The 22,460-nt window shown below is 69.7% G+C and carries 21 protein-coding genes; 15 read left to right on the top strand and 6 right to left on the bottom strand.

Annotated elements, in window-relative coordinates:
* Positions 1 to 124: 124 nt before the first annotated feature.
* Positions 125 to 1,306, bottom strand: coding sequence for a cystathionine gamma-synthase (locus AC6CCG_RS24575; protein ID WP_496657385.1), 1,182 nt, complete (start codon positions 1,304 to 1,306; stop codon positions 125 to 127).
* A 92-nt stretch (positions 1,307 to 1,398) separates the two neighbouring features.
* Between AC6CCG_RS24575 and msrA the strand changes: the two genes are divergently transcribed.
* Together msrA and AC6CCG_RS24565 are read left to right on the top strand one after the other, a co-directional pair.
* Complete coding sequence (msrA, locus tag AC6CCG_RS24570; RefSeq protein ID WP_496657384.1) at positions 1,399 to 2,031, top strand: peptide-methionine (S)-S-oxide reductase MsrA; 633 nt, start codon at positions 1,399 to 1,401, stop codon at positions 2,029 to 2,031.
* A gap of 59 nt (positions 2,032 to 2,090) precedes the next feature.
* Complete coding sequence (locus tag AC6CCG_RS24565; protein ID WP_496657382.1) at positions 2,091 to 3,011, top strand: phosphotransferase enzyme family protein; 921 nt, start codon at positions 2,091 to 2,093, stop codon at positions 3,009 to 3,011.
* 18 nt (positions 3,012 to 3,029) lie between these two features.
* Here the strand turns inward: AC6CCG_RS24565 and AC6CCG_RS24560 are convergent, their stop codons facing one another.
* Entirely contained in the window at positions 3,030 to 4,109 is a 1,080-nt protein-coding gene (locus tag AC6CCG_RS24560) for a flavin-containing monooxygenase (protein ID WP_496657381.1), read from the bottom strand.
* 48 nt (positions 4,110 to 4,157) lie between these two features.
* Here AC6CCG_RS24560 and AC6CCG_RS24555 point away from each other — a divergent pair, with 48 nt between their 5' ends.
* A complete protein-coding gene (locus AC6CCG_RS24555) occupies positions 4,158 to 4,952 on the top strand; it encodes a protein kinase family protein (protein ID WP_496657379.1) in 795 nt (264 codons plus the stop codon).
* A 39-nt stretch (positions 4,953 to 4,991) separates the two neighbouring features.
* Here the strand turns inward: AC6CCG_RS24555 and AC6CCG_RS24550 are convergent, their stop codons facing one another.
* Positions 4,992 to 5,225 (bottom strand): hypothetical protein, encoded by a 234-nt coding sequence (locus AC6CCG_RS24550; protein WP_496657377.1) that lies wholly within the window; start codon positions 5,223 to 5,225, stop codon positions 4,992 to 4,994.
* A gap of 332 nt (positions 5,226 to 5,557) precedes the next feature.
* On the opposite strand from AC6CCG_RS24550, the gene AC6CCG_RS24545 reads away from it, so the two are divergent.
* Together AC6CCG_RS24545 and AC6CCG_RS24540 are read left to right on the top strand one after the other, a co-directional pair.
* On the top strand, positions 5,558 to 6,856 hold the full coding sequence (locus AC6CCG_RS24545) for a GntR family transcriptional regulator (RefSeq protein ID WP_496657375.1): 1,299 nt from the start codon (positions 5,558 to 5,560) through the stop codon (positions 6,854 to 6,856).
* A 73-nt stretch (positions 6,857 to 6,929) separates the two neighbouring features.
* Entirely contained in the window at positions 6,930 to 7,616 is a 687-nt protein-coding gene (locus tag AC6CCG_RS24540) for a response regulator (RefSeq protein WP_496657373.1), read from the top strand.
* 6 nt (positions 7,617 to 7,622) lie between these two features.
* On the opposite strand, the gene AC6CCG_RS24535 is transcribed toward AC6CCG_RS24540, so the two are convergent.
* From AC6CCG_RS24535 to AC6CCG_RS24525, 3 genes are all read right to left on the bottom strand, one after another.
* Positions 7,623 to 9,248 carry a sensor histidine kinase gene (locus tag AC6CCG_RS24535; RefSeq protein WP_496657372.1) on the bottom strand — a complete coding sequence of 542 codons (1,626 nt, stop codon included), beginning with the start codon at positions 9,246 to 9,248 and terminating at the stop codon, positions 7,623 to 7,625.
* A gap of 139 nt (positions 9,249 to 9,387) precedes the next feature.
* Positions 9,388 to 10,047 (bottom strand): PIG-L family deacetylase, encoded by a 660-nt coding sequence (locus AC6CCG_RS24530; RefSeq protein WP_496657370.1) that lies wholly within the window; start codon positions 10,045 to 10,047, stop codon positions 9,388 to 9,390.
* 89 nt (positions 10,048 to 10,136) lie between these two features.
* The gene (locus AC6CCG_RS24525; RefSeq protein WP_496657441.1) at positions 10,137 to 11,342 is read right to left on the bottom strand and encodes an enolase C-terminal domain-like protein; all 1,206 of its coding nucleotides are present in this window, start codon (positions 11,340 to 11,342) and stop codon (positions 10,137 to 10,139) included.
* Positions 11,343 to 11,558: 216 nt separating this feature from the next.
* Between AC6CCG_RS24525 and AC6CCG_RS24520 the strand changes: the two genes are divergently transcribed.
* From AC6CCG_RS24520 to AC6CCG_RS24475, 10 genes are all read left to right on the top strand, one after another.
* A complete protein-coding gene (locus tag AC6CCG_RS24520) occupies positions 11,559 to 12,143 on the top strand; it encodes a hypothetical protein (RefSeq protein ID WP_496657368.1) in 585 nt (194 codons plus the stop codon).
* Positions 12,144 to 12,384: 241 nt separating this feature from the next.
* On the top strand, positions 12,385 to 13,986 hold the full coding sequence (locus tag AC6CCG_RS24515) for an ABC transporter substrate-binding protein (protein ID WP_496657367.1): 1,602 nt from the start codon (positions 12,385 to 12,387) through the stop codon (positions 13,984 to 13,986).
* Positions 13,987 to 14,089: 103 nt separating this feature from the next.
* A complete protein-coding gene (locus tag AC6CCG_RS24510; protein WP_496657365.1) occupies positions 14,090 to 15,040 on the top strand; it encodes an ABC transporter permease in 951 nt (316 codons plus the stop codon).
* Positions 15,037 to 15,930 (top strand): ABC transporter permease, encoded by an 894-nt coding sequence (locus tag AC6CCG_RS24505; RefSeq protein WP_496657364.1) that lies wholly within the window; start codon positions 15,037 to 15,039, stop codon positions 15,928 to 15,930. The genes AC6CCG_RS24510 and AC6CCG_RS24505 overlap by 4 nt, the downstream gene beginning before the upstream one ends.
* Positions 15,920 to 16,399: a GNAT family N-acetyltransferase gene (locus AC6CCG_RS24500; RefSeq protein WP_496657363.1), complete on the top strand. Its 480-nt coding sequence runs from the start codon at positions 15,920 to 15,922 to the stop codon at positions 16,397 to 16,399. Before AC6CCG_RS24505 ends, AC6CCG_RS24500 begins: the two co-directional genes overlap by 11 nt.
* Complete coding sequence (locus tag AC6CCG_RS24495; RefSeq protein ID WP_496657361.1) at positions 16,396 to 17,397, top strand: ABC transporter ATP-binding protein; 1,002 nt, start codon at positions 16,396 to 16,398, stop codon at positions 17,395 to 17,397. Before AC6CCG_RS24500 ends, AC6CCG_RS24495 begins: the two co-directional genes overlap by 4 nt.
* The gene (locus AC6CCG_RS24490; protein WP_496657360.1) at positions 17,394 to 18,398 is read left to right on the top strand and encodes an ABC transporter ATP-binding protein; all 1,005 of its coding nucleotides are present in this window, start codon (positions 17,394 to 17,396) and stop codon (positions 18,396 to 18,398) included. The genes AC6CCG_RS24495 and AC6CCG_RS24490 overlap by 4 nt, the downstream gene beginning before the upstream one ends.
* A gap of 30 nt (positions 18,399 to 18,428) precedes the next feature.
* The gene (locus AC6CCG_RS24485) at positions 18,429 to 20,030 is read left to right on the top strand and encodes a N,N-dimethylformamidase beta subunit family domain-containing protein (protein ID WP_496657358.1); all 1,602 of its coding nucleotides are present in this window, start codon (positions 18,429 to 18,431) and stop codon (positions 20,028 to 20,030) included.
* Positions 20,027 to 21,040 carry a M14 family metallopeptidase gene (locus AC6CCG_RS24480; protein WP_496657357.1) on the top strand — a complete coding sequence of 338 codons (1,014 nt, stop codon included), beginning with the start codon at positions 20,027 to 20,029 and terminating at the stop codon, positions 21,038 to 21,040. Before AC6CCG_RS24485 ends, AC6CCG_RS24480 begins: the two co-directional genes overlap by 4 nt.
* A complete protein-coding gene (locus AC6CCG_RS24475) occupies positions 21,037 to 21,999 on the top strand; it encodes an alcohol dehydrogenase catalytic domain-containing protein (RefSeq protein WP_496657355.1) in 963 nt (320 codons plus the stop codon). The genes AC6CCG_RS24480 and AC6CCG_RS24475 overlap by 4 nt, the downstream gene beginning before the upstream one ends.
* Positions 22,000 to 22,460 lie beyond the last annotated feature (461 nt).

Here is a 22,460-nt window from a genome sequence, read left to right as displayed (position 1 = left end):
TCAGTGGGGCGTCGGCAGGGCGGATGATCATCCGCCCTGCCGTCGAAGAAGTCCGCAGCGCCGACCGGCGGACCACTCTGTCCACCGATCGGACGTCACCCGCCCGCAACCGTCCTGCGGAACGCTACCGTCCGGACCCCGCTTCGCGCACCGCCTGATCCAGATCTTCGAGCAAATCGTTAACATCCTCGATGCCTACGCTCAGCCGGACCAGGTCGGCCGGGACCTCGAGCGCCGTACCGGCCACCGAGGCGTGCGTCATCCGCCCCGGATGCTCGATCAGCGACTCGACGCCGCCGAGCGACTCGCCGAGCGTGAACACCCTGGTCCGGGCGCACAGGTCGACCGCGGCCTGCTCCCCCGCCGCCACCCGGAAGCTCACCATGCCGCCGAACCGGCGCATCTGACGAGCCGCCAGTTCGTGCCCCGGGTGCTGGGACAGCCCCGGGTAGATGGTCTCGGCCACGGCCGGATGCCCGTTCAGGAACTCGGCGACGGCCTGTGCGTTGTCGCTGTGCTTCTCCATCCGCAGGGCGAGGGTCTTCAGCCCGCGCAGGACCAGCCAGGAGTCGAACGGCCCGGCGACCGCACCCATCGCGTTCTGGTGGAACCGCACCTTGTCCGCCAGGACCTCGTCGGCCACGACGATCGCCCCGCCGACGACATCGGAGTGGCCGCCGCAGTACTTGGTCGTCGAATGCAGCGCGACGTCGGCCCCCAGAGCGAGCGGCTGCTGCAGGTACGGCGAGGCGAAGGTGTTGTCGACCGCCGTCACCGCCCCGTGGCTCCTGGCCAGATCGGCCAGCGCGGCGATGTCGGCGACGGCCAGCAGCGGGTTGGTCGGGGTCTCGATCCAGAGCAGCCTGGTCCGGCCCGGCTGGATCGCCCGCTCGACCGCGGCCAGGTCGGTCAGGTCGACCGGGGTCGCGGTGAGGCCCCACTGGCTGTGCACCTTGTCGAACAGGCGGAACGTGCCGCCGTACGCGTCGTGCGGGATGACCAGGTGGTCCCCCGGCCGGCAGACCGACCGGATCAGCGTGTCCTCCGCGGCCAGCCCGCTGGCGAACGCGAACCCGTACCGGCCGCCCTCCAGCGCCGCCAGACACTCCTCCAGCGCGGTCCGGGTCGGGTTGGCCGAGCGCGAGTACTCGTAGCCGTTGCGCAGCCCGCCGACGCCGTCCTGGGCATAGGTGGACGTCGCATAGATCGGCGGCACCACCGCTCCGGTGGTCGGGTCGGGTTCCTGCCCGGCGTGGATCGCGCGAGTGGCGAAGCCGGGTGTTCCGGCGGCTCGGTCCGTGGTCACCCGGGCAGGCTATCGCCCGGAATAGCGCCCCCTGCGGAGGCGTTGGCCCCGGCGTATTCCTCGTCCCGCGCCGTGAGAGGCAGACTGTCACCATGATCCTGCGCCAGAAGACCGCCCTGATCGACCAGGCCTCGGCCCTCCCCGGCCGGGACCGGACCGTGCTGGAGAATCCGACCTTTCACGAGATCTTCGGTATCCCGGTGCAGAGCACGCCGGCCGGCTCCGACGTGGCCTACCTGGCGCTGGGTTGTTTCTGGGGCGCGGAGAAGCTGTTCTGGCAGACCACCGGCGTGACCAACACCGCCGCCGGCTACCAGGGCGGCTACACCCCCAACCCGACGTACGAAGAGGTCTGCAGCGGCGGCACCGGCCACGCCGAGGTGGTCCGCGTCGCGTACGACCCGAACAAGATCAGCTACGCCGACCTGCTCAAGATCTTCTTCGAGAACCACGACCCGACCCAGGGCATGCGGCAGGGCAACGACATCGGCACCCAGTACCGCTCCGCGATCTACACCGCGACCCCGGAGCAGGCGGACGTGGCCGAGCGGGTGCTGGCCGAGTTCCAGGGCGCCTTCACCGCCGCCGGGTACGGCAAGATCACCACCGCCGTCGTCCCCGCACGCGAGTTCTACTTCGCCGAGGACTACCACCAGCAGTACCTGGACAAGAACCCGAACGGCTACTGCCCCGTGCACGCCACCGGGGTCACCTGCAACCCCTGACTGCAGCCTGATCCGGCGGGATCTGATCCGCAAAGGCCTCGCCACCGTAAAGTGCCCGCATGCCGCTCGAAGCATGGGCCAGTGTGCTCGGATCCGACCCCATCGTGGCCGAGCCGGACGGCCGGGTCCGGCAGGTCACGACCGAGGACGGCCGCGAGTACGTCCTCAAGCGGCCCATGGTGTGGGATCCCGAGGCGCCCCGGCTGCGGCTGGCCCGCGAGTTCCGGATCCTGTCCGTGCTGCAGGGAGCACGGGTCCCTGTCGTACTACCGGTGATCACCGACGACGGCTGCATCTGCACCGAACGCGACGGCGAGTTCTACCTGCTGCTGCCCCGGATTCCCTTCGACACCGACGTTCTGGAACAGCGGCCGGACGCCCGGGAGATCTATCGCCGAGTCGGCGAAGCCATCGCCCGGATGCTGCTGGCGCTCGCCGAGTGCCCCTACCCCAGCGGCTCGTACGAAGTGGTCCTCGAGGAGCGCGTCGGCCCGGACGCGTTTCCCCTGGTACGCGCAGCCGACCCGGGCCTCGCCCGCCAACTCGACCGCCTGTCTCCCCGGCTCGCCGCCGCGACCGCCGGATTGCCCCGGCAGCTGACCCACGGTGACTGCCACGACGGCAACATCCTCATCCGTGAGGGCCACGTCGTCGGATTCATCGATCTCGATCATCTGTCCACCGCCCCGCGGATCTGCGACGTCACTCGGTGGCTCGGGAACCGAGTGCTCGGCGCAATGGACGCTCCTCGCGAACGCTGGCCCGCCTTCGTGGACCTGGTCGACGCTCTGCTCTCCGGCTTCGATGCCGTGAGCCGGCTGTCCAGGCAGGAACGGGACGCGCTGGGGCCGGCCCTGTTGATCAACGAACTCGGTGCCGCCGAGTGGTGCCTGGGCCAGGGTGACGACTCCAGCTCGTACGTGACCGGGCTGATCCGCACCTGTCACTGGCTGGCCGACCGGGACGCGCAGCTGAGCTGAGTCGCCTGCAATCCTTGATCAACTCCGCGCCCCCGGGCGAGGGCCGGTCCGGATGCGCTCGCTGAGCCATCGGGCATCGTGCTGCACGAAGCCCAGCAGCGCCGAGCCGGTGGTGTGCTGCCAGGCTCGCCCCAGCGTGTAGAGGCCGGAGGCGCCGGTCACGACCCCGCGCTGCTGGACGAGCCGGGCACGCTCGTCCAGGACTCCCGGCAGATCGATCCAGGAGTCGTCGGTCTCGAACCCCGTCGCCCAGACCACCGCGTCGACCTCCGCGGACGTACCGTCCACGAAACCGACCCGTCGCCGTTCCGCGCGCGCCAACCGCGGCCGCAGCCGAACCCCGAGCCGGACCAGTCCGCGGCGCGAGGAACCGATCACCGTGCCGTCGTTGTCCTTCATCCGCCGGCCGAACGGGGTGTCCGCGGTCCGGCGCAAGAGACCGAGCCGGTCCTGCCACCAGAAGATGTCCCGCCCCAGCGGCCGCTGCGGCACGCAGGCGTTGCGGCGGCCCTCGGAGAGGATCACCCGCCGGCCGGCTGCGGCCAGCTCGGCCGCGATCTGGAACCCCGAGTTGCCGCCGCCGACGACCAGCACCGAGCCGTCCGGGATCTGGCCGGGGTTCCGGTACGCGGCCGTGTGGAGCTGCACCAGATCAGGCTCCAGCCCCGCGGCCGTCGCCGGCGTGAACGGACGGGAGAAGGGCCCGGTGGCCACGATCACCTGCCGGGCCCGCACCACCGCACCGTCGGCTGTCGTCGCCCGGTATCCGTCACCGGTCGAACCCAGCCGGGTCACAGTCGTGTTCGACCGGACCGGCAGCTCGAACCGCTCCGCGTACCGGGCCAGATAGTCCGCCACCTGATCGCGCCCCGGATAGGTGTCCGGCGCCGCCGGAAACGGCCAGCCCGGCAGACTCGCATACTGCGCAGGGGTGAACAGCCGCAACGAATCCCACCGTGACCGCCACACGTGCCCGATCGCTGGACCAGCATCGAGGATCGTGAAGTCGAGGCCGTCGCGAGCGAGGAAGTACCCGGCCGCAAGGCCGGCCTGGCCGCCACCGACAACCAGGACCTCATGATCGAATTCCTCGCCCATGGCCCGAACTCTTGCACGATCCGGCGCTGGACCGGGTAGCGTCGCCGGGTGTTCCCCCGTGAGATCGAGGTCCAGCCGGTCGGCTACCTCGAGCAGCTCGGTTTGATCTTCGCCCGCTTCGACGCGCAGGACTCCGGCAACGTCTCGTACGGAGTGCGGAACGGCGACGGCCGCTACTTCGTCAAGACCGCCGGTGATCCGGCGAATCCGGAACCCTATCTGGATTTCGACGGCCGGGTCGCACTGCTGCGCAACGCTGTTGATCTTGCACGTTCCGTTGATCATCCGGCACTGCCGACCTTGCACACGGTGATCGAATCGCCGGGCGGGCCACTGCTGGTCTACGACTGGCGGGAGGGTGAGCTGCTGGGGAATCGCGGCGGGCCGGACAGTCCTCAGGCACGGTTCCGGGCGCTGCCGGTGGCGGACATTCTGGCCGCGCTCGACGCCTTGTACGACCTGCATGCCGAGCTGGATGCCGCGGGGTGGGTGGAGGGTGACTTCTACGACGGGGCGATGCTGTACGACTTCGCACGGCGGCGGCTCACCGTGATGGACCTCGACACGTACCGTCGCGGGCCGCACCGCAACGACATGGGCCGGATGTTCGGTTCGTCGCGGTTCATGGCGCCGGAACAGTTCTCGCTCGGTGCCCCGATCGATTCCCGGACGACCGCGTACGTGATGGCCCGCACCGCCCTGGTCCTGCTCGCCGACACCACGCTGGACCGCTCGGCCTTCCGCGGCTCCGATCGCCACTACGCCGTCCTCCAGGAAGCCACGACCACGCGCTTCCCCGACTACGCCACCTTCCACAGAGCCTGGCTCACCGCCACGGCCTGACACCGCCGGCCCGGCGGGTTGCCGGGGTGGCCGGTTCGGTCAGGCGTCCGGAACGTCGGTCCGGCGCTCGACGGTCAGCTTGATCCTGGTCCGCAGCGCCTGCTGGACGATGCTCAGCACCAGCACGACCAAGCCGCCGATCAGGAAGATCCAGCCGAGCACCGGCTCGTCGACCGGCCACGACTCCGGCAGGTCGATCGCGTCGAACAGGAAGATGCCGCCGACGAAGCCGAGCAGGACGCCGACACCGGGAACGCGACGGTGCCGACCCACCTGAGTGAGCCGGCACCGTCCGGAAGGGAAGAACGCCCGGGCCTCGACCGATCCCCCGAATGTGGTCGGGACCCGGGCGTCACGGCTTGCGGCGGGCCCACGCCCCGATCAGCTGAGCCCATCGCAAAACCGGAGTCAATCTATAGAATCTGCACAATCCAAGGCAAGATTCTGTGCAGAAGTGTGAGACGTTTAACTCCGGGCAATGCTCGTCTCGCTTGCCTATGCACCGGCGCATGGCCGACAAAGCGGCCAGCCTTGGCTGATCGACGCGGACAGAATCTGATCCGACTACGATGATCATCTGTAGATTTCATGCGGGGGTGAATGGCGTGACGGACGATCCGGAGGTCCTGCGGCGGCTGCGGCGGGAGATCCTCACCGGCGCCTTGGGGCCAGGCGAGCCGATCACCGAGCTGCAGCTCGCGGCGCGGCTGGGCGTCAGCCCCACCCCGGTACGGGAAGCCGTCTGGCATCTGATCGCCGAGGGCTTCGTCGAGGGCGGCGCGAACCGGAGGCGCCGGATCGTCCGGCCCACCCCGCGCCGCGCGGTCGAACTGATGGAGCTGCTCAGCCTGCTCGTCCCCGCCGCGATCGAGCGCGCCGACGCCCGCGCGCCCGGTCCCGAGATCGAGCGGCTCGCCGGGCGGATCGACGACATCGCCGGGCGCTTCGACCGGCAGGACGGCTCCGAGATCGTACGGGCAGCACACACCTTCGGCACCGAACTCGGCCGCGCCTGTCGCCAGCCCCAACTCGCCCGAGCGCTGGACCGGACACTGACCCGAGCCGGTTCCCTGATCAGGTTCCCGGAAGAGATCTGGCTGCCCTGGCCGGCTTGGGCGGCGCGGATCCGCTGGATCGCCGAGTTGTTCCGGGATCGCCAGCTCAAGCGCGCCGAACGGGAGACCACCGAGGCGCTCGAGGAGTTCACGATCAAGCTGGATCGGGCCCTGCGCAACGGTCGCGCCGCCGTCGAGGACGCCCCGCCCGCACGGCCGGAGAGCGACAACCGGCATGACGTCGTCCTGCGTCGGCTGCGGACCGACATCGTGAGTGGTGTGCTGCGCACCGGCGAACCGGTCCGCGAGGTCGAACTCGCCCGCCGCTACCAGGTCAGCTCCACCCCGGTCCGCGAGGCGATCCGGATCCTCATGGTGGCCGGGCTGATCGACGGACAGCCGCACCGGGTCCGCCGCGTCGCCGCCCTCACCGACGAGGCCCTGATCGACCTGCTCGACGTCGGACGCCTGCTTCTCGGCTGGCTCTGCGAGCATGCCCTGCCGGACCTGTCCCGGGCCGAGTTCGCGGCCATCACCGAGGCCGCTCGCCGGGTCGGCAGCGTCTACGACGACGGTGATCCGGAGGGTCTCTGTCACGCCGTCCACACCGTCTACGAACTGCTCGGCCGGGCCGGCCACAACTCCGAGATCTGGCGGCTGCTGGATCTCACCCTGCAACGGTCGATGGTCCGCTGGCACCTGCCGCCCGCCGAGGCCCGTACGGTCATCGACGGCTATCGCAGCCTCGGCGAGATCAGCTACACCGACCGGCTGCTGCTGGTGCCGCAGACGTTCGAGGCGATCATCGACAACACCATCGCGGGCGCCCTGAGCACGCAACACCCTTAGCATCGGGCGCTCGAAGCGGGCAAGGGTCTTTCGACCGCACCACCTGTCGCGGCGGCTGTGCTTAGCTGGGCTGATGGAAGGGTCCGACGAGATCACCGTCGTGCTGGTGGACGACCACGAAGTGGTCCGGCGCGGCGTTCGTGCCCTGCTCACCGAAGACCCGCAGATCCGGATCATCGGCGAGGCCGAGTCCGCCGAACAGGCCGTGGCCCGGATCCTGGCCCTGCGCCCGCGGGTCGCCGTGTTGGACGTACGACTGCCGGACGGGGACGGCGTCTCGGTGTGCCGCGAGGTCCGGTCCCGCAACCCCGAGACGGCCTGCCTGATGCTCACCTCGTTCGCCGACGACGACGCCCTGTTCGACGCTGTGATGGCCGGTGCCGCCGGCTACGTGCTGAAGCAGGTCCGCGGCACCGATCTGGTCGGGGCGGTCAAGGCGCTCGCCGCCGGCCAGTCGCTGCTGGATCCGGAGAGTACGGCGCGGATGCTGGAACAGTTGCGCCGGCGGACCGACGAGGACGAGGACCCGACCCGGGTGCTGACACCGCAGGAACGCAAGATCCTCGAGCTGATCGGCGAAGGGTTGACCAACCGCCAGATCGGCGAACGCCTCTACCTGGCCGAGAAGACGGTCAAGAACTACGTGTCGAACCTGTTGGCCAAGCTCGACCTGCGCCGCCGCACCCAGGCCGCGGCACTCGCCGCCACACTGAAGGCCGGCCAGCGGCGCGCGGCGTACCGCGACCGCGGCGGCGACTGACCCGGCTCACCGCACCGGAACCCGCCACACCACGACGGTCCCGGCGTCGTCGCCCGGCCCCGCCTCGAAGAACCCGCCCCGGCGGGACGCGCGCCGCTCCAGGTTCGCCAGCCCGCTGCGCCGCTCCGCCTCGCCCAGACCGACTCCGTTGTCGACGACGCGGACGTCGAGCAGGCCGTCGTCGGACAGATCGATCGCGACGTCGACCTGGGTCGCGTTCGCGTGCCGGCTGACGTTGGAGAGCGCCTCACTGAGCACCGCGCAGAGATCGTCGGCGACCGGATCGGGCAGGTTCGTGTCGAGCAGCCCGGACGTCCGGACCGCCGGCAGGAAGCCGAGCTGTTCGGCGGCCTGGTCGACGATCCTGGTGATCCGTACCCGCGGCCGGGTGGCGACCACGCCGTCGCTCGCCTGCAGCGCGAAGATGGTCGAACGGATCTGCCGGATGGTGTCGTCGAGGTTGTCCACGGCGGACTGGATCCGCTCCGCGACCTGGGGCTTCGAGGTGATCCGGCCCGCCCCGACCAATTGGATCGCGACGCCGTACAGCCGCTGGATCACCACATCGTGCAGGTCCCGGCCGATCCGTTCCCGGTCGTCGATGAGGCCGTACCGCTCCGCCTCCCGGCGGGCGTCCGCGAGCTCCATGACGACGCCGACCTGCTGGCCGAACGATCCCAGCATCCGCATCGAGTCGGCCGAGAACGGCACCCCCCCGGTACGGCGAGCGACGGCGAGGATGCCCTGCGAGGTCGGCCCGAGCGGCAACAGCAGCGTCGGGCCGGGCAGGTCGAGGTCGAACGTCGCCGCCACCTGCTCCAGATCGGTCAACAGGACCGGCTCCTGGGTCCGCAGCACCTGGCTGGACACCGAGCCCTCGGCGGAGAACTCCCGGCCGGCCAGCTCCGGCATCCCGTCCGTCACGTCGACCCGCAGCCGGTCGTCCTCGGCCTGGATGATCCAGGCCGCAGCGGCGCCCGTCATCTCCCGGGCCCGGGCGACGACGGTGCCGAACGCCTCCCGCCGATCGGCACCCGAGAGCAGGATCCGGGTCACCTCCGCGATCGCGTCGAGCCAGACCTCGCGGGCCTTCGTCTCCTGGTAGAGCCGGGCGTTCTTGATCGCGATGCCGGCCACCGACGCGAGCGCCTGGACGATCGTCTCGTCCTGCTCGTCGAACTCGAGACCGCCCGATTTCTCTGTCAGGTAAAGGTTTCCGAAGCATTCGTCGCGGATCAAGATCGGCACACCGAGGAACCGGCGCATCGGCGGATGGCCTGGTGGGAAGCCGTACGACTCCGGATGAGCCGACAGATCAGGCAGCCGCACCACCTGCGGGTTCTTGATCAACAACCCGAGCAGGCCACGCCCGTGCGGCAGTTCCGGAATGCCCGCGACCTCCTCGTCGGTCATCCCGGCCGGCAGGAACTCGGCGAGTTCACCCTGCTCCCCGATCACTCCCAGCGCGGCGTACCGGCAGTCGGCGAGCGTCCGGGCGGCCTCCACGATCCGCTGCAGGACCGTCTCCAGATCGAGCTCGGCTCCGATCGTCACGACCGCATCGAGCAGGGCATGCACGCCGTCGCGGGCGGCCAGCACCGCAGTCAGCCGACTCTGCAACTCGCTGAGCAACTGATCCAGCGGAAGGGTCGGGAGAACATGCCGGCGGTCCACCCCGATCCCTCCCATGCCGTATTCACCCAGTGGGTAACGCCATCATGAGTCAGGGAAATCAGTTCTGCAAGGGACTTCACAAAGTGCGGCCCGCTGTTCAGGTGGGCGAGCCCAGTTGTTCCGCCGTACGGCGAGCGACGGCGGGGGCCGCACCCTCCCTGGTCAGGAACTCCCGCTCCGGCCAGGGCCGCGCCACACGCCCGAGAACCTCCGGGATCCCTTGGAATCGGAGCATCGCGGACCGCTGCCGGGAACGCGAGACCAGCACCTCCAACGTGGGCGCACCGATCCGCACCCGGTCCGGTGCCGTAGCCGCCCAGCAGTAGAGCGGGACGCCGATCAGCCGGGCCAGCCGGGCGCTCGCCCGGTAGGTGGTGAGCCGACCCCGTGCGGTACGGGCCCGGCGGTCGCTCGGATCGGCGACCAGGATCGCGTCGGGCCGGACCAGATTGATCAACAACTCCCGGACCAGGGCCGGGACGTCGAGCCGCGGTACGTCGGTGATCCGGTGCTCCAGCAGCACCACCTCGTCCACGCCGAGGCGCTCCGCGGAGGCCGCGATCCGATGGCTCCGGTCGAGTTGCGACTCCACGACGCCGTCGACGGTGCGCCCGTCCGACAGCAGGACGGTGCGAACGGTCGACTCGTGCTCCACGAAGGAGCCCACCATCGCGCCCAGCGCGTCGAAGAGATCCTCCGGTCCGGCGGCGACGGTCAACAGGTGCGGGATGGTCGGCGGGACGGCGGTCTCGATCATGTCCACACGATCACCCGCCGAGCCGGTCCGCCGTCAGGAGCGAAGGTCGGCGGACGGAGGGACCTTCGGCCCTGCTGCCGAGGCCGGGGTCAGGGCCGCACCGCGGTGCCGTCGGCCTTCCGGTCGGTGCCGTACGGCTGGTGGTAGCCGGCCGGATCGGTCCTCAGCAACGCCGCCGCCTTCGCCTCGTCCAGGTCGACGCCGAGGCCGGGAGCGGTGGACGGATAGAGATAGCCGTTCTCGACCACGGGCGCGCCCGGGAACACCTCCAGTTCCTCGGGCCGGAAATGGTTCTCCTCCTGGATCCCGAAATTCCAACAGGCCAGATCCACCTGTGCGGCCGCGGCGAAATTCAGCGGGTCGTTGTCCCCGCCCTCCTGCCAGGCGGTACGGACCCCGAACGCCTCGGCCAGGTGGGCAATCTTGATCGCAGCCGTGATCCCACCGACCTTCGAGATCCGGGTCCGGATGAAGTCGATCAAGCGTTCGGTGATCAACGGCCGCCACTCCAGCGGATGCGTGAACAACTCCCCCACAGCCTGTGGCGTCGTCGACGACTGACGCAGCTGGCGATACCAGTCGACGTGCTCCGGCGGCAGGATGTCCTCGACGAAGAACAATCCGTACGGTTCCAGGGAACGGGCCAGCAGCACCGCGTTCTGCGGGGACAGATGTGAATGCACGTCGTGGGTGAACTTGATCTCCGGCCCGAATCTCTCCCGGAGCGTCGCGAACATCGCCGGCGTCGCCGTGAGATAGGCCTCCTCGTCGAACGGGCGGCTCTGCCACGGGTCGCGCGGCAGCCGCGCCGCCGGCCCGCTGACGAACCCGCCACCGCCGTAGTTCCCGAGCTGGCAACGGATCACCGGCCAGCCGGAATCCACGTAGCGCTGGACGTCCTCGATCAACTCCGGCAACGTCGCGCCGGCCGCGTGGGCGTAACAGGGCACGGCCGACCGTGCCTTCCCGCCCAACAGTTGATGGATCGGGAGTCCCGCCTCCTTGCCCTTGATGTCCCACAGCGCAACGTCGATCGCAGCCAGCGCGGTGTTACTGACGGACCCGTTGCGCCAGTAGCCGGCCGGATAGAGAGTCTGCCAGATGTCGGCGATGTCGGCGACCTCCCGGCCGATCAGCATCGGTCCGTACAGTTGGTCGATCACCGCGACCACAGCGGCGGGATTGTAGCGATCACTCGCCGATCCGAGGCCGTACAAACCCGGCTGGTCGGTTTCGATCTTGAGAATGGTCCAGCTTCCGTCGTGTCTGGTCCGCAGGCAGCGGACTCGCGTCACCGTCGTCACCGGACGATTGTCTCAGCCATCACTCAAGATCATCTACGAAGATGATCATGGAATCCTGTGTGACCGGACGACATCTCGGCGAAATTCTCACAAAATCAGCTGAACCCCCTAGCCAGGGATTCCAAATCACGATAACTGTAATAACACGACGCCACCAGGCGCTCGTGATACGACCAGCCACGTAGGTACAGGACCAACGGAGGAAACATGAGCGAAGAGACATTCGGCTCGGGCGACGAGAACGAGAACCAGTACGGCTCGAGTGACAACCAATCCGGAGGTTCATCCGAGAGCTACGGTGGCGATTCGGGTGGCGGCGAGTCCGGCGGCTACGGCGGTGGTGACTCCGGCGGCGAATCGGGCGGCGGCTACGGCGGCGGTGACTCCGGCGGCGAATCGGGCGGCGGCTACGGCGGCGGAGATTCCGGCGGCGAATCGGGCGGCGGCTACGGCGGCGGAGATTCCGGCGGCGAGTCCGGCGGCGGCTACGGCGGCGGAGACTCCGGCGGCGAATCGGGCGGCGGCTACGGCGGCGGAGACTCCGGCGGCGAATCGGGCGGCGGCTACGGCGGCGGTGACTCCGGCGGCGAGTCCGGCGGCGGCTACGGCGGCGGAGACTCCGGCGGCGGCTACGGCGGCGGAGACTCCGGCGGCGAGTCCGGCGGCGGCTACGGCGGCGGAGACTCCGGCGGCGGCTACGGCGGCGGAGACTCCGGCGGCGAATCGGGCGGCGGCTACGGCGGCGGAGACTCCGAGGGCGGCGACGGAGAGTCCGGCGGCTTCGGAAACTGACCTTCCGGTCTGAATCACAAGATCAACAAAGCGCGTGCCCGGCCTGAAGGCCGGGCACGCGCTGTCGTTTCCGCCCGGTAACGGACCTGAGACATCGTTCGGCGATCTCTTGCGCAGCCCGTCGGCGCGCGATTAGCATCTTCATCACTCAGAGTGCTGAAGATATATTCAAAATACGAGAATATCCACTCCGGTCAGTGAAAGACCGTCCCGCCGGACCTCTCGCCCTCAGGAATTGATCATGGACCCTTTCGTTTCCAGCGACCTCACCCGCCGGGCGCTGCTCGGCGGTGCCGGACTGTCCGCGTTCGCGCTCTTCATGTCCGGCTGCGCTCCGGGCCAGCAGCCCGCCCCGAAAGCCCCCGTCACCGGCCCGCCGCGCCGCGGCGGGTCGCTGACCTGGGCCCTCGAGGCGGACCCCGCCTCGCTCGCACCGTTCGGCACGCCCAACCAGTCCGGTGTCCAGGTCAAGGACCTCATCTACGAGTCCCTGGTCACCTGGGACAAGGACCTGAAGGTGCAGCCGGCCCTCGCCGAGGACTGGGAGGTGCCGGACGACAGGACGTACATCTTCAAGCTGCGCAAGGGCGTCAAGTTCCACAACGGTGACGACTTCACGGCCGCGGACGTCAAGTACTCGTTCGACCTGCAGAAGTCGCCGCCGCCGCCCGGCACGGTCACGTCGTTCTATCCCAAGGTCGCCGAGGTCGAGATCGTCGACGACCACACGATCAAGCTCAACATGAGCCAGCCCGACGGCACCGTGCTCGGCTACTGCGCCTGGCTCACGTACTCCTTCATCGCGCGGAAGGGTCTGTACGACGACCTCGACCCGCGCAACTCCGCGAACGGCACCGGACCGTTCAAGCTCGACGCCTACGTGCCCAACGATCACGTCGCGCTGACCCGGCACGATCAGTACTGGCAGGAGGGCCGGCCCTACCTGGACGGGATCACGCTGAAGATCCTGCCGGACATCCAGGCCCGGCTGGCCAACCTGGTCTCCGGCCAGATCGACGGCTGCAACCTCAACGCCGACATCGCCCGGACGTTGGCCAACAACCCGAACGTCGTGGTGCAGAAGCGCCTCAACGCGGCGTTCCGCGAGGTTCAGTTCACCAACAAGGGCAAGGGCGAGCCGTGGGGCGACGTCCGGGTCCGGCAGGCGATCAACCTGGCCATCGACCGGCAGAAGATGATCAACAACATCTACGCCGGCGAGGCCCAGCTGACCTCCAAGATCCCGCCGAGCTACGGCGACTGGCCGATCCCGCAGGAGGACCTGGCCAGCACGTACGAGAAGCACGACCTGGAGAAGGCCAAGGCGCTGATGCGCGAGGCCGGCCTCGAGGGCGGCTTCAAGGTCACCCTGGAAGCCTTGTCGACCCCGGACGACTACGTCCAGATCGCCCAGATGATGAAGGAGCAGCTGGCCGAGATCAACATCGAGGTCACCGTCCAGCCGCTGGAGATCGGCACCTTCGCCAAGAACAACGCCGAGGGCAACTTCCAGTGGCAGTCCACCGGACGCGGCATGCGCGGCGACCCGAGCGGCTACTTCAGTGACTTCGATCCGGCCGGCTCCAACTACAAGGCCTGGTTCGCCGGCGGCTACAAGAACGACGAGCTGACCGACTTGATCAACAAGGGCATCGGCGAGACCGACGAGGCGAAGCGGAAGGAGATCTACACCCGGATGCAGGAGATCGTGCTGACCGAGTGGCCGACCCTGCCGATCGTCGCGATCCAGCGGTTCCAGGCCCAGCGGTCCCGGGTCCAGGGGATGTACGTGGCCGTCGAGGACTCGTTCCGCGGGCTTCCCGAGGCCTGGGTCAGCGAATGAGTCACGAACGTCCCCTGAGCCTGTCGAAGGGCAGGCCCGATCGCCTTGGCCCCCCTTCGACAGGCTCAGGACGACGCTCCGACAGGCTCAGGGCGCGTGGCTCATGAGCCGCTACCTGGCTCGCCGGCTGCTGCAGGTGATCCCGACCCTGCTCGGCATGTCGGTGTTGATCTTCGCTCTGGTCCGGCTGCTGCCGGGCGACGTGTCCAACACGCTCACCGGAGGTGACGCGGGCGCCAGCGCGGAACGCCAGCAGGCGATGCTGAACGAGCTCGGGCTCGCCGACCCACTCCCGGTGCAGTACTGGAACTTCCTCACCGGCTTCTTCACCGGCGACCTCGGGAAGTCCTTCCTGAGCGGCCAGCCGGTCAGCGACACCCTGCTCCGCGCCCTGCCGATCACGCTCGAGATCACCCTGCTCGCGACGGTCTTCGCGGTCGTCGTCGGCGTGCCGCTCGGCGTGATCTCGGCCGTCCGGCGGAACAGCGTGCTGGACCTGATCACCCGGCTCGGCGGCCTGATCGGCCTGTCCATGCCGAACTTCTGGATCGCCCTGATCGCGCTGTTGATCACCTCGACGTTCTTCTTCTGGGTGCCGTCCGTGACCTGGATCCCGATCTGGCAGGATCCGCTCGGAAACCTTGCACAGATGGCGATCCCGTCGTTCGCGGTGTCGCTCTACCTGCTCGCCGCGGTGATGCGGATGACCCGGACCAGCGTGCTGGACGTGCTCCGGGAGGACTACGTCCGGACCGCCCGGGCCAAGGGCGCGCCGCTGCTGCAGGTGATCACCCGGCACGCCGTCCGGAACGCCCTGATCCCGGTGATCACGCTGGTCGGCGCCCAGGTCGGCAACCTGATGGGCGGCGCGACGGTGATCGAGGTGATCTTCGGACTGCCCGGCGTCGGCAACACGCTGGTCCAGGCCACCTACAACCGCGACTACCCGGTGGTCCAGGTGACCGCCGTGTTCCTGGCCACCGTGTTCGTCGTGCTGAACCTGGTGGTCGACCTGGTGTACGGAATCCTCGACCCACGAATCGAGCGACGATGACGACGACCGATCAACCGGCCACCGTGCCCGCCCCGGCGACGATCACCGCACCGCAGTGGATCGCCCGGCTGGACGAGCTGAGCCGGAACCCGCTCGGCATGGTCGGGGCCGTGATCCTGGTGATCACCGTGCTGTGTGCGGTAGCCGGTCCGCTGCTCTGGCCGATCGAGTACTCGGCGCAGGACGCCGGCCGGCTGCTGCCGCCCGGCGGCGCCACCCCGATGGGCACCGACCAGCTCGGCCGCGACGTGCTGTCCCGGGTGATCCACGGAGCCCAGGTCTCCCTCCAGGTCGGCGCGGTCTCGGTCGCGATCGCCCTGGTCGGCGGCTTGGTCATCGGGATCAGCTCGGCGTACTTCTCAGGAGCGCTGGACCTGATCCTGATGCGGATCACGGACATCATGTTCGCCGTCCCCGGCCTGGTCCTGGCGATCTTGATCGCCGGCCTGCTGGGGCCGAGCCGGACCAACGCCATGATCGCGATCGGGATCGTCTACATCCCGGCGTTCGCGCGGGTGATCCGGGGCTCGGCCCTGTCGGTGATGGCACTGCCGTTCGTCGAGGCCGCCCGGGCGCTCGGGGTCTCCCACCTCGGCATCATGACCCGGCATGTGCTGCGCAACGTGCTGGGCCCGGTGATCGTCCTCTGCACGATCTATCTGTCGTCGGCGATCCTGACCGAAGCGGCGTTGAGCTTCCTCGGCCTCGGCACCCAGCCGCCGGAACCGTCCTGGGGCAGCATGCTCAAGGACTCGATGACCTACATGCAGATCGCGCCGTGGCTGGCCGTCTTCCCCGGCGCGGCGATCATGCTCGTCGTGCTCGGGCTGAACTTCCTCGGCGACGGCCTCCGTGACGTACTCGACCCGAGGATGCGCGATGCCAACTGAGGCCCTGTCGATCATGGTCCGGGACGCGGTGTCGGACGACGCGGCCCGGGTGGCCGTACTGCTCACCCAACTCGGCGCACCCGGTGTCGACGAGGCCGAGGCCGGCCGCCGACTGGCCCGGGGCGACGAGCGGGTGCTGGTCGCCGTCGACGAGGAGGGCGTGGTGACCGGACTGGTCGCGATCAAGTCCGAGCTGCCGTTCGGCCACGCCGAGCCGCTGCTCCGGATCACCGCCCTGGTCAGCGACTCCGACCGGCGCCGGCGCGGCGCGGCCCGGGCCTTGATCAACTCCGCCAAGCATCTGGCCCGCCGGCTCGGCTGCACCGGCATCGAGCTCACCTGCGGCCTGACGCCGGAGCGGGCGGCGGCGCACCGGTTCTATCCGGAGCAGGGCTTCGTGATCACCTCGCACCGCTACTGGTGGGCCAGCGATGACGACGAACCGACCGAGGAGGTGGCGGCACCGTGACCGAACCGCTGCTCGAGGTGCGCGGACTGACCACCGAGTTCCGGTTGCGCAGCGGGACCCGGCGGGTGGTCGACGGCATCGACCTCACCATCCAGCCGGGCCGAACCCTGTGCCTGGTGGGCGAATCGGGCTCCGGCAAGAGCCAGACCGCGTTGTCGATCATGGGACTGGTCGACCGGCCCGGTTACATCGCCGAAGGCAGCTCGGTGCGCTACGGCGGCCGCGAGCTGACCGGGCTGTCCGAGCATCAGCTGCAGCAGGTCCGCGGCAACGAGATCTCGATGATCTTCCAGGAGCCGATGTCGTCGCTGAACCCGTCGCACCGGGTCGGTGCCCAGATCGCCGAGGCCGTCCTGCTGCACCGCAAGGGATCCAAGGCCGCGGCCCTGGAGCGGGCGATCGAGATGCTGGCCCTGGTCGGCGTGCCGGATCCGGCCCGGCGCGCGCAGAGCTTCCCGCACCAGCTCTCCGGCGGACTACGACAGCGGGTCATGATCGCGATGGCGCTCAGCTGCGACCCGAGGCTGCTGATCGCCGACGAGCCGACCACGGCGCTCGACGTGACGATCCAGGCGCAGATCCTGGACCTGATGCGCGAGCTCAAGGAGCGGCTCGGGATGGCCATCCTGATGATCACCCACGACCTCGGAGTGGTGGCCGAACTGGCCGACGACGTGGCGGTCATGTATGCCGGCCGGATCGTCGAGTACGGCAGCGTCGCCGACACGTTCGAGCGGCCGAAACACCCGTACACGAAGGCCTTGCTGGAATCCATCCCGGTGATCGGAATGCGGTCGGACCAGCGGCTCACAGTGATCCGCGGCACCGTGCCGAACCCGCGCCAGTGGCCGGTCGGCTGCCGCTTCGCCGACCGCTGCGACGCCGTCTTCGAGCCGTGCCGCACGGAGTATCCCGGGCTCCGGCTCGCCGGTGATCAGCAGGTCGCCTGCTGGCTGCACGATCCCCGGTACGCGGAGCGGAAGGCGGCAGCGCGATGACCGAGACCCAGCAGCCGATCCTCACCGCGACCGGGCTGAAGACGCACTTCCCGGTCGGCGGCCGGCTCGGCTCCCGCGGCGGCCCCGTCGTCCGCGCCGTGGACGGTGTCGACCTGGCGATCCGGCCCGGTGAGACGCTCGGGCTGGTCGGCGAGTCGGGCTGCGGCAAGTCGACACTGGCCCGGACCCTGCTCCGGCTGGTCGAACCGACCGACGGCAGGGTGACGTTCGACGGGACCGACCTGACCGGGCTCGGCGCCGGGCCGCTGAAACGGCTCCGGCGCGACCTGCAGATGATCTTCCAGGACCCGGTCGGGTCGCTGAACCCGCGGCTCAAGGTCGGCGAGATCATCGCCGAGGGCCTCGCAGTGCACAGGATCGTTCCGCGGGCGGGCCGTCGGCAGGCGATCCTGGACGTGCTGGACCGGGTCGGGCTCAGCGCCGATGCGATCAACCGCTATCCGCACGAGTTCTCCGGCGGCCAGCGGCAGCGGATCGGGATCGCCCGTGCACTGGTGCTCAAGCCGCGGCTGGTGATCGCGGACGAGCCGGTCTCCGCGCTGGACGTGTCGATCCAGTCCCAGGTGCTCAACCTGCTGGTCGATCTGCGCTCCGAGTTCGGGCTGACCTATGTGTTCGTGGCGCACAACCTGGCCGTGGTCGGCTACATCAGCGACCGGATCGCGGTCATGTATCTCGGCCGGGTGGTCGAACTGGCCACCTCCGAGCAGTTGTTCGCCGGCGCCCTGCATCCGTACACGGTGGCCCTCATGTCGGCCATCCCGACGCCGAAGACCGGGCCGCGACGGGAGCGGATCATTCTCACCGGAGATGTGCCGAGCCCGATCGATCCACCGTCCGGTTGCCGGTTCCGGACCCGCTGCCCCGCCGTCCAGGACATCTGTGCCGTGGAGGATCCGCCGCTGGCCGGCGGTCCGGACGGCCACCTGGTCGCCTGCCATTTCCCCGGCGCGCTGCAGCCGCCGGCCGCCCTGGCGTGATCAACGCCTGCCCGAGAAGGAAGATCAACAGTGCTGCTCGGTCATGTCAGCAACGAGCTCTACCAGGCCCTGGCCGACGTCGCGGTGGAGATCACCGACGCCGACGGGACGTTCCTCGCCGTCACCCGGTCGACCGCGTCGGGCGCCGTGCACGCCGACCTCGGCCCGGGCAGCTACCGGCTGGTGCTGGCCCGGGACGGGTACGGGCCGAAGCGGTGCCGGGTGAGCACCGGCCGGCCGGCCATGATCAGAATGCTCTCGGATTCCCTGTACGGCTACGTCTGGCCCAAGTGGTCGGCGGCCGGCGACACCGCCGAGCTGCGGGTGCACTCGCCCGAGCCGTACCGGGCGACGCTGTGGCGGTACGGCCTGCGCCGCGAGCCGGTGGAGCTGCTCGGCTGGTTCGACGAGCACGGCCCGCAGGCCATGCGGCAGGTGCTGCCCGATCATGACCTGGCCCGGGACGGCGCCGGCTTCAACCAGACCGGCTTCACCAGCCCCGGCCATGTCCGCCGGCTGGTCGCCCCGGACCGCAGCGGCCTCTACTACGTCCGGATCGAGACCCCGTCCGGCCGGCAGACCTCGTTCCCGTGGGTCGTCGCGCCCGCCGCGCCCACGACGCAGGTCGCGGTGCTCGCCGGCACCAACAACTGGAACGCGTACAACCGGTTCGGCGGTCGAAGCAACTACATCAACGAGGCCGGGCTGCCGGCCACCCCGGTGGTCAGTGCCCGACAGGACCTGCCCAGGTACGTGATCGGCAACTCGGTCAGCCAGACCGCGCCGAACGGCACGTACCCGCCGCTGTCGTTCGACCGGCCCGACCTGGAATGCGCGGTCGGTCCGGACGAGGAGGTCACGGATCCCTTGGCGGGAAGGATCTCCGGCACCTTGGCGCCGGGATTCTGGCGATTGGTCGGCTGGCTGGAACGGGAGGGCTGGTCGCACGACGTCTACGCCGATCACCAGCTGCACACGGGCGTGCTCGACCTTGATCAGTACCGGGTGTTGATCTTGGAATGCCACCCCGAGTACTGGTCCCGGGAGATGTACGAACGGGTGCGGGCCTGGGTGGAGCGGGGCGGCCGGCTGGCGTACCTCGGCGGCAACGGGATCGACTGCGAGATCGTCTACGACGAGACCGGCAGCGCCGCCACCTACCTGACCCAGCAGCCGGATCGGTCCGATCCCGCGCAGGCGTCCTTGGAGAGCCGGTTCCACAAGTCCTACCGACCGCAGGCCGAGCTGCTCGGCAGCACTTTCACCCACGCCGGTGAGGGCACCGGAGCGCCGTACCGGGTGCTCGACGCCGACCATTGGGCGTTCGCCGGCTCCGGCCTGCGGCGCGGCGACCTGATCGGGCTGGCCAGCCTGAGCGAACGGGTCCCCGGCGGCGCCTCCGGGCACGAGACCGACAAGATCACGCCGAGCGCGCCGGGCGACGTCGAGCTGATCGCCAAGGGGACCAACCCCGACGACGGCGGCGCCGAGTTGATCCTGCGCCGATTGCCGGGTGGCGGCCGGGTCTTCTCGGCCGGTTCGATGACCTACATCCCGAGCCTGCTGCTCGATGATCAACTGACCCGGCTGACCAACACCGTGCTCTCCAGGTTCCTCGAGGAGGAGTCATGATCATCCAGCCGGACCAGGTGCCGTGGGACCGGCCCGGGGCCACCCATCACCGGGTCAACTTCGGCCTGGACGGCAGCTGGGGCTCGTCGCTGGTGCCGCTGACCGTGCTCAACCCGACCCACGGCTCGGGCGCCGACGGGCGGACGGTGGCGGTCTTCGGCGGCACCCACGGCAACGAGTACGAGAGCCAGGTGGCGCTGACCAGGCTGTGCGCCGAGCTGGATCCCGCCCAGCTGACCGGCCGGGTGATCATCATGCCGCGGCTGAGCGAGGACGCCTGCCGGCACGGCACCCGGGCTGCCGTCGAGGACGGGGTCAACATGAACCGGGCCTTTCCCGGCGACCCGGGCGGCTCGCTCTCGTACCGGATCGCGCACTTCGTCTCGACCAGGATCATCGAGCAGGCCGACGTGGTGCTCGACCTGCACGCGGGCGGTCGCGAGGCGGCCTACGCCCTGTGCACGTCGCTGCATCCGGTGCCGGACGAGCGGCGGTTCGCCGAGTCGCTGGACCTGGCGTCCGTGTTCGCGACTCCGTACGTCTTCGTCTATTCGCGGCAGCTGGCCAGCGGGCTGCTCACCGACCACGCCGAGGACCGCGGCAAGATCGCGATCGGCGGCGAGTTCGGCGGCGGCGAGACCGTCAGCCCGACCGGCGTCGCCCACGTCCACCAGGGCGTGATCAACGTGCTCCGCCGGACCGGACTGCTGCCGGGCGAACCGGAACCGATCCTCGGCCGGGAACCCGGCTCGGCCCGGATCGTCCGCGCCGACGACCTGGCCGACTACGTGCCGGCGCCGCGCGGCGGGATCTGGGAACCGGTGCTGACACCCGGCGCCGACGTCCGGGCCGGGCAGCTGCTGGGCCGTCTGTACGATGTCGATCATCATCCGGCCCGGTTCGAGCCGATCGTCGCGCACCGCGACGGCATCATGATCGCCTGCTACCAGCGCGCGGTCTGCGAGACCGGTCGGACCATCGTGGTGATAGGAGACGAACTTCCTCGATGACGGTCACCGAGCAGCGTCAGATGTGGGCCTACCAACTGGACCGTCCGGGTCACCTGGTTCGCCGGGAGGTGCCGGTCGAGGCCGACCCGGAGCCCGGTGAGGTGCTGGTCCGGGTCGAGGCGGGCGGGATCTGCGGCAGCGACCTGCCGAAGTTCCTCACCGGGAAACGGTTCTCGCCGCACGACCAGGCCGGGCCCGGCTACCCGATGCACGAGATCGCCGGGACCGTCGTGGCGAGCCGGGATCCCCGGTTCGCGCCCGGGGACGCCGTCTGCGGCTGCATGACCGGTCAGCGCGGCCTCGCCGAACTGGTCCGGGTGTCCGCCGACACCGTGGTGCCCGTCCCCGACGGGCTCACCCTGGTCGAGTCCGTCGTGGTCCAGCCGCTGGCGACGATCATGTACGCCCTGGACCGACTGCCGGACGTGCGAGGCCGTACCGCCGCGGTGATCGGACTCGGCCCGATCGGGCTGCTGTTCAGCCACGTCCTGCACGAGCGCGGCGCGCGGGTCACCGGCATCGACCCGGTCGACCGCTCGTCGGTGGCGGAGACCTTCGGCGTGGACGACCTGTTCGTCGGCGGCATCGCGGACTGGGTGACGAGCGCCGCCGAACCGGCCGAGATCTGCATCGAGGCCGTCGGGCACCAGACCGACACCCTGCCGCACGCGATCCGCGGCACCGCCCAGCTCGGCCACCTGTACGCGTTCGGCGTGCCCGACGACCTCGAGTACACGCTGCCGTTCCGGGAAGCCTTCGACCGCGCGATCACCCTCCACCTCGGCGTCACCCAGGAATGGAACGCCGCCCTGCTGCAGTCCGCGGCCTACCTGTCCGAGCACCGCGAACTGTTGACCATGATCACCCACGTCCTCGGCCCGGACGCCGTCAACGACGCCTACACCCTCTGCGCCGGCGCCACCCCCACCCGCCTCAAGGTCATCCTCAACCTCACCTGACCCCCCTCAAAACCCGCCGACCGGTCACAAAAGCAGGCGTTTGGGCGGCGTGTCGCTGCGGAAGTGACTGGTGGGCGGCAGGGGGTGGGGCGGGTGCTCAGGACGAGTACGGCGCGGGCGCGACATCGTCCGGGTTGGGGGCGAATCTGCCGTCCGCTCGCGGGCCTCCTTGGCCGGCACGCGTCGCAACTCGAGGCCGGCTTCGCATCTTCCAAGCCACGGCTGTCTCAACACGGCGCAACGCTCGTCGAGGCCCGGCCAGGAGTCTGCCCTTCGCGCGGCTTCCGGAGATCGTGCCGCACGACAGGCCCCGGATGGCACCCCGAACGCAGCGGCGCCCAGCGACCGCGGTCAGCCACATGACGAGTTCGGCGCGCCGGGGACGCTCACGCAGGTGCCAGCACCGCATGCCGACGCCCACATTGGCTGGACCTACCTCACCGGCCTGCGGTCGCGACCAC

This window comes from Microlunatus sp. YIM B11417 (assembly GCF_059617205.1).
The sequence above is the reverse complement of the archived record's forward strand: the minus strand, read 5'-3'. Positions and strand labels throughout refer to the sequence as shown.

Excerpts from the sequence above, each read along its gene's own strand:
- msrA (WP_496657384.1), top strand. The coding sequence starts at position 1,399 with ATGATCCTGCGCCAGAAGACCGCCCTGATCGACCAGGCCTCGGCCCTC.
- AC6CCG_RS24565 (WP_496657382.1), top strand. The coding sequence starts at position 2,091 with ATGCCGCTCGAAGCATGGGCCAGTGTGCTCGGATCCGACCCCATCGTG.
- AC6CCG_RS24560 (WP_496657381.1), bottom strand. The coding sequence starts at position 4,109 with ATGGGCGAGGAATTCGATCATGAGGTCCTGGTTGTCGGTGGCGGCCAG.
- AC6CCG_RS24540 (WP_496657373.1), top strand. The coding sequence starts at position 6,930 with ATGGAAGGGTCCGACGAGATCACCGTCGTGCTGGTGGACGACCACGAA.
- AC6CCG_RS24530 (WP_496657370.1), bottom strand. The coding sequence starts at position 10,047 with ATGATCGAGACCGCCGTCCCGCCGACCATCCCGCACCTGTTGACCGTC.
- AC6CCG_RS24520 (WP_496657368.1), top strand. The coding sequence starts at position 11,559 with ATGAGCGAAGAGACATTCGGCTCGGGCGACGAGAACGAGAACCAGTAC.
- AC6CCG_RS24515 (WP_496657367.1), top strand. The coding sequence starts at position 12,385 with ATGGACCCTTTCGTTTCCAGCGACCTCACCCGCCGGGCGCTGCTCGGC.
- AC6CCG_RS24510 (WP_496657365.1), top strand. The coding sequence starts at position 14,090 with ATGAGCCGCTACCTGGCTCGCCGGCTGCTGCAGGTGATCCCGACCCTG.
- AC6CCG_RS24505 (WP_496657364.1), top strand. The coding sequence starts at position 15,037 with ATGACGACGACCGATCAACCGGCCACCGTGCCCGCCCCGGCGACGATC.
- AC6CCG_RS24500 (WP_496657363.1), top strand. The coding sequence starts at position 15,920 with ATGCCAACTGAGGCCCTGTCGATCATGGTCCGGGACGCGGTGTCGGAC.
- AC6CCG_RS24490 (WP_496657360.1), top strand. The coding sequence starts at position 17,394 with ATGACCGAGACCCAGCAGCCGATCCTCACCGCGACCGGGCTGAAGACG.
- AC6CCG_RS24480 (WP_496657357.1), top strand. The coding sequence starts at position 20,027 with ATGATCATCCAGCCGGACCAGGTGCCGTGGGACCGGCCCGGGGCCACC.
- AC6CCG_RS24475 (WP_496657355.1), top strand. The coding sequence starts at position 21,037 with ATGACGGTCACCGAGCAGCGTCAGATGTGGGCCTACCAACTGGACCGT.